The 13,821-nt window shown below is 44.3% G+C and carries 13 protein-coding genes; 5 read left to right on the top strand and 8 right to left on the bottom strand.

Annotated elements, in window-relative coordinates:
- Positions 1-106: 106 nt before the first annotated feature.
- From rsgA to secB, 4 genes are all read left to right on the top strand, one after another.
- Complete coding sequence (rsgA, locus tag ABEF84_RS13005; RefSeq protein WP_347464110.1) at positions 107-1,165, top strand: small ribosomal subunit biogenesis GTPase RsgA; 1,059 nt, start codon at positions 107-109, stop codon at positions 1,163-1,165.
- 95 nt (positions 1,166-1,260) lie between these two features.
- On the top strand, positions 1,261-1,668 hold the full coding sequence (locus ABEF84_RS13010; RefSeq protein WP_347453166.1) for a rhodanese-like domain-containing protein: 408 nt from the start codon (positions 1,261-1,263) through the stop codon (positions 1,666-1,668).
- A gap of 23 nt (positions 1,669-1,691) precedes the next feature.
- Positions 1,692-1,946 carry a glutaredoxin 3 gene (gene grxC / locus ABEF84_RS13015; protein WP_034586720.1) on the top strand — a complete coding sequence of 85 codons (255 nt, stop codon included), beginning with the start codon at positions 1,692-1,694 and terminating at the stop codon, positions 1,944-1,946.
- Positions 1,947-1,984: 38 nt separating this feature from the next.
- On the top strand, positions 1,985-2,443 hold the full coding sequence (gene secB / locus ABEF84_RS13020) for a protein-export chaperone SecB (RefSeq protein WP_347454701.1): 459 nt from the start codon (positions 1,985-1,987) through the stop codon (positions 2,441-2,443).
- 55 nt (positions 2,444-2,498) lie between these two features.
- On the opposite strand, the gene ABEF84_RS13025 is transcribed toward secB, so the two are convergent.
- The 6 genes from ABEF84_RS13025 to ABEF84_RS13050 all read right to left on the bottom strand — a co-directional run bounded on the left by ABEF84_RS13025 (position 2,499) and on the right by ABEF84_RS13050 (position 8,341).
- Positions 2,499-2,888, bottom strand: coding sequence for a cytochrome b562 (locus ABEF84_RS13025; RefSeq protein ID WP_347464108.1), 390 nt, complete (start codon positions 2,886-2,888; stop codon positions 2,499-2,501).
- Between the two features lie 185 nt (positions 2,889-3,073).
- A complete protein-coding gene (locus ABEF84_RS13030) occupies positions 3,074-3,880 on the bottom strand; it encodes an enoyl-ACP reductase (RefSeq protein ID WP_034586734.1) in 807 nt (268 codons plus the stop codon).
- Positions 3,881-4,002: 122 nt separating this feature from the next.
- Complete coding sequence (locus ABEF84_RS13035) at positions 4,003-4,821, bottom strand: TatD family hydrolase (RefSeq protein WP_034586738.1); 819 nt, start codon at positions 4,819-4,821, stop codon at positions 4,003-4,005.
- Positions 4,818-5,774, bottom strand: a complete 957-nt coding sequence (locus tag ABEF84_RS13040; RefSeq protein WP_347455996.1) for an RsiV family protein — start codon at positions 5,772-5,774, stop codon at positions 4,818-4,820. The genes ABEF84_RS13035 and ABEF84_RS13040 overlap by 4 nt, the downstream gene beginning before the upstream one ends.
- 50 nt (positions 5,775-5,824) lie before the next feature.
- Positions 5,825-6,658 carry a hypothetical protein gene (locus tag ABEF84_RS13045; protein ID WP_347455997.1) on the bottom strand — a complete coding sequence of 278 codons (834 nt, stop codon included), beginning with the start codon at positions 6,656-6,658 and terminating at the stop codon, positions 5,825-5,827.
- Between the two features lie 90 nt (positions 6,659-6,748).
- A complete protein-coding gene (locus tag ABEF84_RS13050) occupies positions 6,749-8,341 on the bottom strand; it encodes a peptide chain release factor 3 (protein ID WP_034586745.1) in 1,593 nt (530 codons plus the stop codon).
- Between the two features lie 280 nt (positions 8,342-8,621).
- Here ABEF84_RS13050 and ABEF84_RS13055 point away from each other — a divergent pair, with 280 nt between their 5' ends.
- The gene (locus ABEF84_RS13055) at positions 8,622-9,098 is read left to right on the top strand and encodes a PaaI family thioesterase (RefSeq protein WP_034586747.1); all 477 of its coding nucleotides are present in this window, start codon (positions 8,622-8,624) and stop codon (positions 9,096-9,098) included.
- Positions 9,099-9,124: 26 nt separating this feature from the next.
- Here ABEF84_RS13055 and ABEF84_RS13060 read toward each other — a convergent pair whose 3' ends face one another.
- On the bottom strand, positions 9,125-11,191 hold the full coding sequence (locus ABEF84_RS13060; RefSeq protein WP_347464106.1) for an EAL domain-containing protein: 2,067 nt from the start codon (positions 11,189-11,191) through the stop codon (positions 9,125-9,127).
- 439 nt (positions 11,192-11,630) lie between these two features.
- Positions 11,631-13,820, bottom strand: a complete 2,190-nt coding sequence (locus tag ABEF84_RS13065) for a carboxy terminal-processing peptidase (protein WP_347454698.1) — start codon at positions 13,818-13,820, stop codon at positions 11,631-11,633.
- Position 13,821 lies beyond the last annotated feature (1 nt).

The raw sequence follows: 13,821 nt of genomic DNA on the forward strand, positions 1-13,821 counted from the left end.
GCTATAAAACATTTATAGTAGCAAATTTATCGCCCCAATGCTGTAACTGACACCCTGCTTCATGCTATTTTTGCCATCTCGCTCCCATGGTTTTTTTAGGATTTGAATGGCTTTAATACGTAAACGTCGTTTAACCGAGCAACAACAGCGTCGTATTCAAAAACAGCATAAAACACGTCAGGAAGAGATTGATACCTCTCAAGACCTGGAAGGACTGGTCGTACAACACTATGGCCGCCAGCTTGAGGTCCAGGCACTCTCGGTTCCTGAACAGCATCCTGAAAAACCGGTAGTGGCTGAAGGCGAACCGGAACCGTTCTGGAAAGAAATCGAGCTGGGCAGCGTCTGGCGCTGTCATACCCGCACCAATCTGGAATTGCTGGTCACCGGTGACCGGGTCAAATGGCAGGCTGATCCGAATACGGGTCTTGGCATTATTACCGCAATTCATCCGCGCAAATCCCTACTGACCCGTCCTGACCGTTACCATAAGGTCAAGCCGGTCGCTGCCAATATTTCCCTGATCGTGATTGTATTTGCACCTTTGCCAGAACCCGCACCTGGTCTGATTGACCGCTATCTGGTGGCCTGTGCCGATGCCAATATTCCCACCCTGCTGGTACTCAATAAGTCAGACCTGCTCCAAGAAAATGATCCAATTCTGGACATGCTGAAAGAGTACAAAGCTTTGGGCTATGAAGTCATGCAAACCCAGTCTGGTTCAGATTTGTCAGAACTCACCGCTCGTCTAAAAGATGAAACTGTGGCTTTTGTGGGTCAGTCTGGTGTCGGTAAAAGTACCCTCATCAATGCCATCGTGCCGGATGCTGAACAGAAGACCAACATCATTTCTGAAAATTCGGCGTTGGGTCAGCATACCACGACTTCGACCCGTCTGATTCCATTCGGTGACGGCGCGGCGCTGATCGACTCTCCGGGGATTCGTGAATTTGGTCTGTGGCATCTAACTTTAGACAAAGTCCAAAGTGGTTTTCCAGAAATCGAAAATCTGCTCGGCCACTGCCAGTTCCGTAACTGCACCCATAAACATGAACGTAACTGTGCTTTAAAACAGGCGGTGGAAAATAGTGAAATCCTGCAGCGTCGTCTGGACAGCTATCTACGTCTGATCGATGAAATCACGGAAGCGCAGCAAAAAAATTAAGATTCTTCAGGCCTGCCCCTTGAAGCGGTGATTTTGATCACCATATTTATAGGCTATACTCTTGGCAATTTTTTGAAATTGTAATTAGGTGAATTGTGGAACGTTGGTTCGAGTTTATGGGGAATCACCCCTTCCTGTTTGGTGCACTTGCAATACTGGTAGTTTTGTTCTTCATTCTCGAAGGTCAACGTAACGGTCGTAAAATTTCTCCTCAATCTTTGGGGATTCTGGTTAAGGCAAAAAATGCCATGCTGATCGACCTGCGTGATGCCAAAGATTTCCGCGAAGGTCATATCAGCGGTAGCCGCAATATTCCATACAGCCAAATTACCAAACATCTCGAAGAGTTAAAAACTGCGGATCGCCCATTGGTATTCATCTGCAACTTAGGGCAGGTGGCGGGTTCTGCGCTGCAACAAGTCGGTCATGCAGACAGCTACCGTCTTGATGGCGGAATCAGCAACTGGAAAGCTCAAGGCTTACCTCTGGTAAAAAGCAAATAAATTTACGATCAGGAGATTTATTCATGGCTGAAGTCATTATCTATTCAACGACTGTGTGCCCATACTGCATTCGTGCAAAACAGCTCCTTGAGCGTAAAGGTGTGGAATACAAAGAAATCAATCTGTCTAAAGAAGATCCACAGGTTCGTCTAGACTTGATGCAGCGCACCAATCACCGTACTGTGCCGCAGATTTTTATTAATGATCAATTCATCGGTGGTTTTGACCAGCTTTATGCTTTAGAGCGTGAAGGCAAACTCGACGAATTATTAGCTTAATCGGTTTAATTATCACTTCAATTATTAAGGATTAAAGAATGAGTGAAGAACAACAAGCTCAACCACAACTGGCATTAGAGCGTATTTATACTAAAGACATTTCTTTTGAAGTACCTGGGGCACAAGTTTTTACTAAACAATGGCAACCTGAACTGAACATCAACCTGTCTTCTTCTGCAGAAAAGATTGATCCAACTCATTTCGAAGTTGCATTGAAAGTTGTCGTACAAGCAAATAATGAAGGCGACACTGCATTTATCGTTGACGTGACTCAAGCAGGGATTTTCCTAATTGACGGCGTTGAAGAAGAACGTTTGCCATACATCCTTGGCGCGTACTGCCCGAACATCCTCTTCCCATTCCTGCGTGAAGCGGTGAATGACTTGGTAACTAAAGGCAGCTTCCCTCAACTGCTGCTGACTCCTATCAACTTTGATGCTGAGTTCGAAGCAAACATGCAACGTGCGCAAGCTGCTGCAGCTGAAGGTCAAGCTTAATCACTTAAGCCTGAACAAGAGAAAGACCGCCATGGCGGTCTTTTTTTATTTCGTATTATTTAAAGTTCTGATGACCTTGTTTTTTAATTGCATCAATCTTTTCCACTGATTGCTTTGCCTGCTCAAGTTGACCTGCTTCCGTTAAAGCTTGGGCCTGCTTTAACTCACTAATTAACTGTTCCAATAGACTATGATAACTATGCAGTTGTGGATCTTCTGGACTCACTTTTTTTAAGGATTTTAGGGTATTCTTCTGTGCATCCAAAACTGCCTCATTCATCTTTCTAAGAGCCTCTAAGGCCACTTTCGGATCCATCGTGTTCTGAAATTTTTTATAATTCGAATTTAAGGCATACATATCCATCCTAAGGCTTTTAGCCATGACGCTGTTATTCACTACCAAACCGAGCAAGCAGACAAAAGTTAAACTAAGTATTCTTAACATGGGAATTTCCTTGATCATTTTTCAGTTATTTTTATTTTTTTTGAATCATATATACAAGTCTATTTATCTGTAAGCTTAAGTATTTATTAAGAAATAAATTTTTTTGCCTTAAAACAAATGCTCCAAACATAAAAACCCCTCAATTGAGGGGTTTTCTTTGCTCGAAATAAGTCTTTTTAAAAAACTTATTCTGCATCTAACATCAGCTCAGCGCTCATGCCAACAGTGTTATAACCCGCATCAACATACAGGATTTCGCCGGTAATCCCGTTCGCCCATGGTGAGCACAGGAACAGTGCTGCATTACCGACATCTTCAATGGTCACATTACGTTTAAGCGGAGCCACTTTTTCATTTAGATCCAGCATTTTACGGAAAGACTTAATACCAGATGCTGCCAGAGTACGGATTGGGCCCGCTGAAATGGCATTGACACGGATCCCTTCCGCACCCAAGCTAGAGGCCAGGTAACGTACGCCTGCTTCTAATGATGCTTTTGCCAAGCCCATTACGTTGTAGTTTGGCATGACACGTTCAGAACCTTGGTAAGTCAGGGTCAACAGACAACCTTGACGCGCAGCCAATAAAGGTTTTGCCGCACGTGCCATCGCGATAAAGCTGTAAGCACTGATGTCATGCGCGATTTTAAAGCCTTCACGGTCGGTTACTTCAGTGAAGTCACCATCTAGGGTATGTGCTGGTGCGAAACCGATCGAGTGCACTACACCATCCAAACCATCCCAGTGTTTTGCCAGTTCAGCAAAGGCATTTTCAATTTCTGCATCAACTGCCACATCACAAGGAAAAACCAGTTCAGAACCAAACTGTGCAGCGAACTCATCTACACGTTTTTTCAATTTTTCATTTGGATAGGTAAATGCAAGTTCTGCACCTTCACGATGTAATGCCTGTGCAATACCAAACGCAATCGATAACTTACTTGCAATACCTGCGATCAGAAAGCGCTTACCCGCCAAAAGTCCTTGTGCCATGTGAATCTCACTCAAAATAATTTATAGGCATGATGCCAAGTCTGAAACATTTTAGAAATTGCATAATGCATCTTTTTTTCATTCTCGATAAATAAACAGCTCTATTTTCTGACAAAAATCTATCAAGATAATGCTAGAGCCTGCTGGGTATTCTGCCACAGCTGTTCCGCCAGCTCCTCTGGATGCATGAGCAGGCTATGTGCCAGTCCTTGCAGCACATAAGGCAGATTCACCGGCGTATTCCGTGTACGCTGTTCAGTCGAATGCTGACAGCATAATGGCGTCATGTCTGGACAATCAGTTTCCAATACCAGATGCTCTGCCCCAACGGTTTGTACCACCTGATGCAATTTCTTGGCATTTGGATTAGTAATCTGCCCCGTAATTCCCAGTTTAAAACCTAACTTGATGAAAGCTTTGGCTTCTTCAATTCCACCACCAAAGGCATGAGCAATCCCACCCTGCTGGAATTGATGTTCTTTCAATATCTTTAGCACATCAGCATGCGATTTACGGATATGCAGCAAAACCGGCTTGTCATATTGCTGTGCGAGTTCAAGCTGTGCAGCAAAAAAGTCTTTCTGTTTCTGGAAAATTTCCGGTTGTTTATACTGTTTCAGAAAGGTATCCAAACCAATTTCACCGATCGCAATACAGTCTTCGGTTTTTAAAATCTGTTCCAGAGCCTGCAAATGTTGCTGTTGATGTTCTTCAATATAAAAAGGATGTAGTCCCGGTGCTAGATAGCTATGTGGTGCATTTTCTAAACTATTCACAAAATGCTGAGTTTGAATCAGGTCCTGAAAACGTCGCTGTAAAAAGCCGATCAGAACCAGCCCCTCTACCCCGGCTTTTTTCGCTGCATAAGCTAGCTGCTCCCGATCATGGTCAAAATCGGGAACATCAAAGTGGGTATGGGTATCAAACAGTTTCAACGTCATTTTGCGTTCGCTTTGGCTTCCGAAGCTGCTGCCTGTTCACTTTTCGGCAGATATTCCGGTTTAATAATTCCCTCCAGCTCACTAAACGGGATATTCAGGCGCGGTAGGCCAACGACATATGGCCCGATTTCATATTCAGCATATTGCAATGCCAGACCATCTCGAGTCAGGAAAAAATTATCTGTGAGCTTAAATTTCCAGGCCTGTTCATATTCTTTGATATCAGTCGCCAGTTGCGAATCAATCACCCAGGTTTTAAAGACCTCATGGGCTTTAGCTTCGAGCTGGGCTTTCTTATTTGGCAGAATAATATCGTCCAGTTTGACCAGCTTTTTTCTGTCCAGATCAAAGTTGTAATAGTTCTGTGCAGTTGAACCATGTGCCCCGCCCAGATAATGGGTACTGTTCAACACCACCGTGGCCAATGGTGCACCTGGATTGAGAATTTTCGGCTTGATCATCAGGCTGATACTGTGATTGGCACTGAGGTCTTTCAGCTCTTTATCCAGATTCAGGAAAGTCTGCATATACGGTTGTGACTGTTTCTCTAGTTTCTGGCGTGCACTTAATTGTGGTTTCGGTGCAGCATCTGAAGCCGGAGTTTCATCAGCTTCGGGTTCACTGGCGACTTCAACCTTGGCAGGAGCAATCGCATCAGCATTCAATACACCTTGCAGCCTTGCCAGAATTTGCTGATCAATAAACTGATCGATAAAGGCCTGATTACTGTTCAGGCGTTCAATGCTAATTTCCGGGCAGTTCTTGCCATCACATTCCGGGATGTCCAGATTCAGTTTTTCTGTTTGCCCCTTAAGCTGGGCAATTTCAGGCTGTGTTTGTACCGTTTCAGGTGGAGTCACTTCCTTAGCTTCCTTTTCCCGCGGCTGACAGGCACTCAGTAAGATTGCTGTCGCTAGCAAAGAGAGGCCGAATATCTTGTTATATTTTGGCATTACATAACCTTTTTTTGTACATCACATTTCACCCAAATTGGGCATTCGTCCTAGAACATATGCTGATATACATCAGCTTTCAAGACCTGTTGTGTTTGTTCTTGGGTTAGGTAAATATCAAGTTGTTTCGCCTCCTTGACAATCTCGCCACCACGATAATGCAGGCCGATACCTTCCTGATCAAAGAACCAGTCCGCCTGTCCCCAATACAATTTTTTGGGAGCATTTTGCTGTACTTCTTTCTCATTGTCTTTCAGCCATTTGGCATAAGCCTCTTGAACAATTTTATCCATCGCCACACGTTGCTGCGGATTAATAATATCTAAGGCTGTGAGATTTTTCTGGCTACGGCGATCTGCGACAAAGAAGTAATAGCGTTCCTTCACTTTGATATTTTCCTGATCGGTATCTACACCAATCTGCATCAGCACATACTGATTCCGCTGATACGGAATCCGGGTATACATCGCCAGTTGGTAGGCCTTGTTCAGTTTCAGCTGTTCCTGCCAGGCATCCGATTTTTTCACATAGACATTCACCGCTTGCTGCAGGCTCAGGTCCTGTTTTTCTTTGACCTCAATCTGATCCTGAATCACAAGCGCCTGCTTGCGCTCAATCCACTGGTTAATCCAGGGATCAACCGTGTTTAAGGTCTGAATATCCAGATCAATACAGTTCTTAGTTTCACAAAATGGCACTGCTATTGTGGCTGGCTGCTCCTGAATATTCAAATAAGGCAGCACATCTTCTGTTTCTACTTTCGGCACCACTTCTGCCTGTTGCTGTGGTTTATTTTCTGGTTCTGTTTTTTTCTGATCACAGGCACTCAGCAACAGACTTAAACTGATCGCTGAACCCAGTAGAACTGCATGACTCCGTTTCATAAGACAATAAAATTTGAAGAGATAAGTGAATGTAGCACAAATTAAAACAGCTTCCGAAGAAGCTGTTTTAGATTTACAAGATTTTAAAACTTAGTGTTCACGTGTATTACGGAAAATGATGTCTGGATAACGTTCCTGCATCAACTGCAGATTGACGCGGCTTGGTGCCAGATAAGTCAAATGACCACCACCATCGACAGAGAGCTGGTCATGGGCTTTTTTCTTGAATTCGTTAAATTTCTTCTCATCTGGACAAGACACCCAACGAACCGTGTTGATGCTCACCGGTTCGTAAATACAATCCACCTTGTATTCTTCTTTCAGGCGGTATGCCACCACTTCGAACTGCAGCACACCCACGGCACCGACGATCAGGTCGTTACTGTTTTGTGGCATAAACACCTGAGTCGCACCTTCTTCAGAAAGCTCTTTCAGGCCTTTTTGCAGCTGCTTGGATTTTAGAGGATCTTTCAGACGTACACGGCGGAACATTTCCGGTGCGAAGTGAGGAATACCCGTGAAGTGCAGATCTTCACCTGAAGTAAAAGTATCACCGATCTGGATAGTACCGTGGTTATGCAAACCGATAATATCACCCGGCCATGCTTCTTCCAGATGCTGACGGTCACCCGCCAGGAAAGTCAGTGCATCGCTGATACGTATATCTTTACCCAAACGCACATGCTTCATTTTCAGGCCTTTTTCATATTTACCTGAACAGATCCGCATAAAGGCAATACGGTCACGGTGTTTCGGATCCATATTGGCCTGAATCTTGAAAACAAAACCGCTAAATCCTTCCTCAGTCGCTTCAACTTTACGGTTTTGAGTAGGGTGCGCTTTTGGTGCTGGCGCATATTCACTAAACGCATTCAGCACATGGTCCACCCCAAAGTTACCCAATGCCGTACCAAATAGTACTGGGGTCTGACGGCCTGCCAGGAATTCTTCACGATCCAGTGGCTCATTCGCCATCTGTACTAGCTCTAGCGATTCTTCAAAAGCCGCCCAAGCCAGCTCACCAACTTTTTCACGCAGGTCGGCATGGTCATAACCATCACGCACTTCGATATCGGTGATCACTGAACCAAAACCTGGCTTGTACACGTAGAATTTTTCTTCCAGCAGGTTATATACACCCGCGAAATCACGACCAGTACCTAACGGCCAGGTAATTGGCACACATTTAATTTTCAGGACATTTTCGATCTCATCCAGCAGCTCTAAAGGCTCACGGATTTCACGGTCCATTTTGTTGACGAAAGAAATGATTGGTGTGTCACGCATACGACACACTTCCATCAATTTGATGGTACGTTCTTCGACACCTTTTGCACCATCGATCACCATCAATGCAGAGTCCACCGCAGTCAGGGTACGGTAAGTATCTTCCGAGAAGTCTTCGTGCCCTGGAGTGTCCAGCAGGTTGATCATCTTGTCCTTGTACGGAAACTGCATGACCGAAGTGGTAATCGAAATCCCACGTTCCTTTTCCATTTCCATCCAGTCCGAAGTTGCCGCACGATCAGATTTACGGCTTTTTACCATACCGGCAACCTGGATCGCCTGGCCCCATAACAGCAATTTTTCTGTCATGGTAGTTTTACCGGCATCGGGGTGGGAAATAATCGCGAATGTACGTCGCTGCGCGACCTGCGCCGCCAACTCTTGTTTAAAGCTCATGGAAAATACCTACTGCAGACCGCAGTGCAAAAGATCAAGTTCGATCAATATGAAAAATTGGCGATATTGTAGCAGAATTTCTAAATGCCGTGCTTATTCCGCAGTAACAGGACTTTATACAATCAAAAACTTCACACGCAGGAAATAAAAATCTAAAAACAATATGAAATAAGGAGGTTGGACTTTTAGAGAATAGGCAAATAGACAGAAATCATTTTTAATTTCAGAGATTAATATATCCAATATTTAAAGAAGCGGATTCATTCAATTTAGGATCAAAATGGAAAAGATCGCCTTTCAGAACTTGTATGCAGAACCCTATACTCATTGTTATGGCTGTGGCCGTAACAATCTACATGGTTATCAACTAAAAAGTTATTGGGAAGAATTTCCGGTACGTACGATCTCCCATATTCAGCCAGCTGCACACTATACTGGGGGCGTTCCCGATCATCTCTACGGCGGTCTGATTGCTTCCCTACTCGACTGTCATGGTACAGCTACTGCCGCTGCTTTTAAAAGTCATGCGCTTGGGATTAAATTTGATGGAAACGAGAATTTGGTTCGCTGTGTGACTGGTAATTTGAATATTCAGTTTATTCGACCGGTCCTGGTTAATACCGAAATTACACTCACAGGTGAACTGATGAAAATTGAAGACCGTAAAATCTGGGTAGCTCTATCTTTGTCTGCAAATGAGATCAAATGTGCCAAAGCGGAAATGCTGGCAATCCAAATGAAACAGCCCCTGGATTAAGGGGCTGTTTGAAATTTTCTATCAGATTAGGGTGCTATAGCAGTTGCGGTTGCGCGCAACTCCTGAACATGCACTGGTCGACTGAGCAGATAACCTTGTAACTGTTCACAACCTAAACGCGCCAGAATATCTGCCTGAGACTGGGTTTCTACCCCTTCTGCCGTCACCTTTAATCCGAGTTTGATCGCGAGATGAATAATACTTTCTAGAATCATTTCTTCTTTGGAATCTGCGATCAGTCCCTGAATGAATTCCTTATCAATTTTTAATTCATTCACAGGTAAATTTTTCAGATACAGGAAGCTGGAATGTCCGGTACCAAAGTCATCAATCGCCAGCTGAATGCCCATATCACGCAAATGCTCTAGAGTGCGGATCGTAGAATCAATGTGATGCATCGCGGTCGATTCTGTAATTTCAATCATCAGATGCTTAGGATTAATCTGATAACGTGCCAGCAGTTCTTCTAAGTTTTTAAACAGGTTCTTATGCTCAAATTGCACTGCTGATAGATTCACCGCAATCGGGAAATAATTCTTGCCTTGCTGTTCCCATTCCTGAATTTGTCTGCAGGCTTCTTCTAATGCCCAATAACCCATCGGAATAATCAGACCGGTTTTTTCCGCACCCTTAATAAACATAATTGGAGACAATAAACCCAAGGTCGGATGCTGCCAGCGGATTAAGGCTTCAACTCCACAAATCTCCAAGTTATCAGCACGAAACTTAGGCTGGTAATAGAGTTCAAATTGATGCGCGTCGACCGCTTTATACAAGTCATTAATCAGTTCACTCTGGCTTCTAGATTCCTTCTCTTCCTCACTAAAATTAAAGAAAGAATAGGTATTCCGTCCCTGATTTTTAGAAGCCAACATGGCTGCATCGGCATTAATCAATAAGTCCTGAACATTTTCTCCATGCTCAGGAAAGAGTGAAATTCCGATACTGCCTGAGATATTGATCGATTTACCAATGATCAAGAAACTTTCCTGAATGGTATGCAGAATATCTTCGGCAAGTTTGGCCGCTTCCTCAGGCATCACATTTTCCATAATCAACAGGAACTCATCGCCGCCAATACGTAACAATTTCGATTGATCATTGAGGAGTGTATGAATCCGGTTGGCTAGCTGAATCAGTAACTGGTCTCCGACATGGTGACCAAATACATCATTCACCGCTTTAAAGCGGTCTAGATCAATATAGAGAAAGGCAAATTGCGCATTACGATATTGATGATCGTTAAACAGGAAATGGGCATATTCCGATAAATAGAGCCGGTTTGGCAGTTTGGTCAGATTGTCCAATACTGCCTGGTTGGCCAGCTCTTTGTTGGCTTGTGCTAACTGGCGGCTGCGTTGTTCCAGACGTTGTTCCAGCATCGCGACACTGAAGCCTGCCACCAGAACCAGACAGGTGGTGAATACTACAGTAATCAGTAATTCTCGTTCCAGCATGGTCATTTCGACCATGTCATGCCCCCCGATTGAATGAAAACTGCTGGCTGCCATCCCTGTATAATGCATGCCAACAATCGTCAGGGTTAGCATCAGTGCCACACTGGCCTTGACCCAGATACTACGGCGAGCTAGCTCACGGTTCTTAAATAGCATCCAGAAAGCCAGACCTGAACCACTGATCGCAATCAGAATTGAACAGATGACCAGTAAAGAATCATAGCGGATGATATGTCCTTGCACGACCATACTCATCATCCCGGTATAGTGCATGCCGGCAATGCCCAGCCCCATCAACACAGCCCCCAGAATCAAGCGTGCGAAAGGTAAGGTTGGTCGCGTTGTCAGCCAAATGGCAAAGATTGAAGCAATAAAGGCAATCACATATGAGGCAACCGTCAAGCCAGTACTGAAATAAGCATTTGCGGGCATATGGCTGGCACTCATGCCAACAAAATGCATGGCCCAGATCGATAGACCAAGAATGGCACCACTTGCAGCCAGCACTAACTTTTCAAATCTGGGAGGCGCGTTACGGAAAAGCAGTTGTTCAATGGAAATCGCAAAGTAACAGGTCAATAGCGCGACGAAAATCGAGCCTATTACCAGATTAATGTCATAATGCACATGAATCATATATCATTCCGTATAGGCTTCCTTTACCAACCTGTTTAAGCCTACCTGCATTTTTATCAGCCTAATGTAAGGGTATCCAAAAAACGTTGTTTACCCCATATACCCTGGGTCAGAATTAACCGTTAAGATTTTTAATTTATAAACACTTAAAACTACAATAATTTAAAGCACAACAAAACCGTCGTTTTACTAACCTTGTGTGGTAAAGATAAAATCGAAAATTGAATATATATTAAAAGTGTTTCATATTTTAGCAAATGGTTAAAACCATCTACTGTCTATAAAATCATAGATCTTTATCACAATATTATAAATTTCAACTAAATAAATCATATTCTTAATCAAAATAAATATTTTTTAATTTACCAATTTTCAACAAAACCTAGAAAAACAGCCTGCAATTGCAGGCTGTTTTAAAGTCATGAGTGAAAGTAAAAAATTACTTTGCTTTTCCTTGCAAACGCGCATAGTCCAGCAATACATGTGCCGCTTCAGTGATGAATGCTTCCTCTTCTGGCAATTGTGGACGCTCTTTCGCCTTCATCTTGGCACGTGCCTCGATCATTGCATCCAGAGAAGCCTGATAGCTTTCCCAGTTGGCATAAGGTTTTAAACCTGTTGCTGCACGACGGGCATTTTCAGCTTCCAGGGTTCTGCGTTCCAATTCAGCCAGCTCAGCCTTACGCTGATTCAGATCCAGCACCAGGCGTTTCTGATCATCAGTCTTTTTCTGAATGGCTTTACGCTGTTCCAGATATTTAAACTGCGGATCCAGATTGACGCGAACTTGTGAGCTCTTCACCAAATCAGGGACATATTTCTGCACCTCGCCTTCGCGCTTGAATGGTGCCGTTGGAATGGTATCCCATTGCAGCGCATTTTTAGCCTTACGCTCACCAAACTCTTCGTTATAGATATCCACCAGCTTAATATCTGGAATCACACCCTTATTCTGGGTACTTCCCCCAGTAATCCGGTAGAACTTACGCTGGGTCAGCGTGGCCTGGCCATAGGCCAAGCTGTCTAACTGAACCTGTGCAGTTCCCTTTCCTGTGGTGGTACTGCCAATCACAATCCCGCGTTCATAGTCCTGAATCGCTGCCGAGTAAATTTCACTTGCTGACGCAGAAGCCAGGTTTACCAATACGGCTAATGGACCGGCATACGTTTGTGCACCGCCATCATCATCTTCAAAGACGCTGACATTACCGTTGCCATCCCGAATCTGTACCACAGGACCGGACTTGATCACCTGTCCCAACATACGTGCCACTTCTTCAAGTGAACCACCCGGGTTATTACGCAGGTCGATCAGAATTCCTTCTACATTCTTAGCAGACAGTTCTTTCAGTGCATTATTGGTATCTTCAGATACTGAACGATAGTCCGTACCGGCACGACGGGCACGGTAGTTCAGATAGAAAGATGGTATTTCAATCACACCAAACTGATGTTTCTTACCATCACGCTGGACCTCAACCACACGGGTACGAACACCAGCATCTTCTTCCTGAATCACGTCACGGGTAATGGTCACATTACGCGCCTGGCTCAGGCTGGCACCTGGACCCAGCAAACGTAAAGTCACTTTCGTACCACGTTTACCCCGGATTAGGCCGACGATCTCATTACTTGGCCAACCGATGACATCCACCATAGCTTCGCCATCTTGCGCAACACCAATGATGCGGTCACCAGATTTTACCTGACCAGATTTGCTGGCTGGGCCACCTTCAACGATGGTTTCAATCTTGGTGTAGTCTTCATTACCCCGTTCCGGACGAATCGACACCCCAATGCCTTCAAGCTGTAAAGTAGTCTGACGGTTCAGCTCCATCGCATCCACAGGCGGGAAGTAATTACTGTGTGGATCATAAGTCAGCATCATCGCATTCAGTGTCTTGTCCAACACATCATCACTCTTGATCCGGCTGAGACGTTCTAACTGACGAGTATAACGCTTAGTGAGGGTCTGTACCGGAGTCAAGTCTTCAGGGCCTGCCAGATCCTGGCCATTGGCCAGTTCCGGATTGGCTTTCAATGCTTTCTGCTTCGCCAGTTCTTCTTCTTTGCTAATGGTCAGATTGATCAGCTGCGATACCAGCATTTTTGACCAGTAGGCACGCTGCTCGGCTTGAGTCTTAAAGAAAGGCGCCTTCTCACGATCGGTATCGATATACACATTGGTCTGATGCAGGTTTTGTGGCTTTTTCAGCTCTTCTAGCATGAAGGTATAGAACTGTTTCAGACGATCGCGATAATGCGCATGAATTTCAAATGGGCCTGTCAAATTGCCGGCTTTTAGGTTGGCACCAAAATTGGCGCCATAACGTTTTTTATAATCTTCAACTTCTGATGCCAGGAACAAGCTGTGTTCCGCATCTAAACTATCAATATAGAAATCAAAAATACGCTGTGAGGTTTGCGCATCCAGACGCAAATTCAAATAATGCTGACGGTCGACCAATGTAGCCAACTGTCTGGATACAAGCGCTTGTTCTTGAGTAGGTTGTATGGCTTTGCTGGTGACTTCTGATTTTTCAGCAGCAATCGCATCGCTTACCACATGGGTAAAAAAGAATCCGCCTGTCGCAATCGCAACTGCGCAAGCTACTGTTTGAAGTTTCATA

It is taken from the genome of Acinetobacter sp. ANC 7912, assembly GCF_039862785.1.
Lineage (GTDB): Bacteria > Pseudomonadota > Gammaproteobacteria > Pseudomonadales > Moraxellaceae > Acinetobacter > Acinetobacter thermotolerans.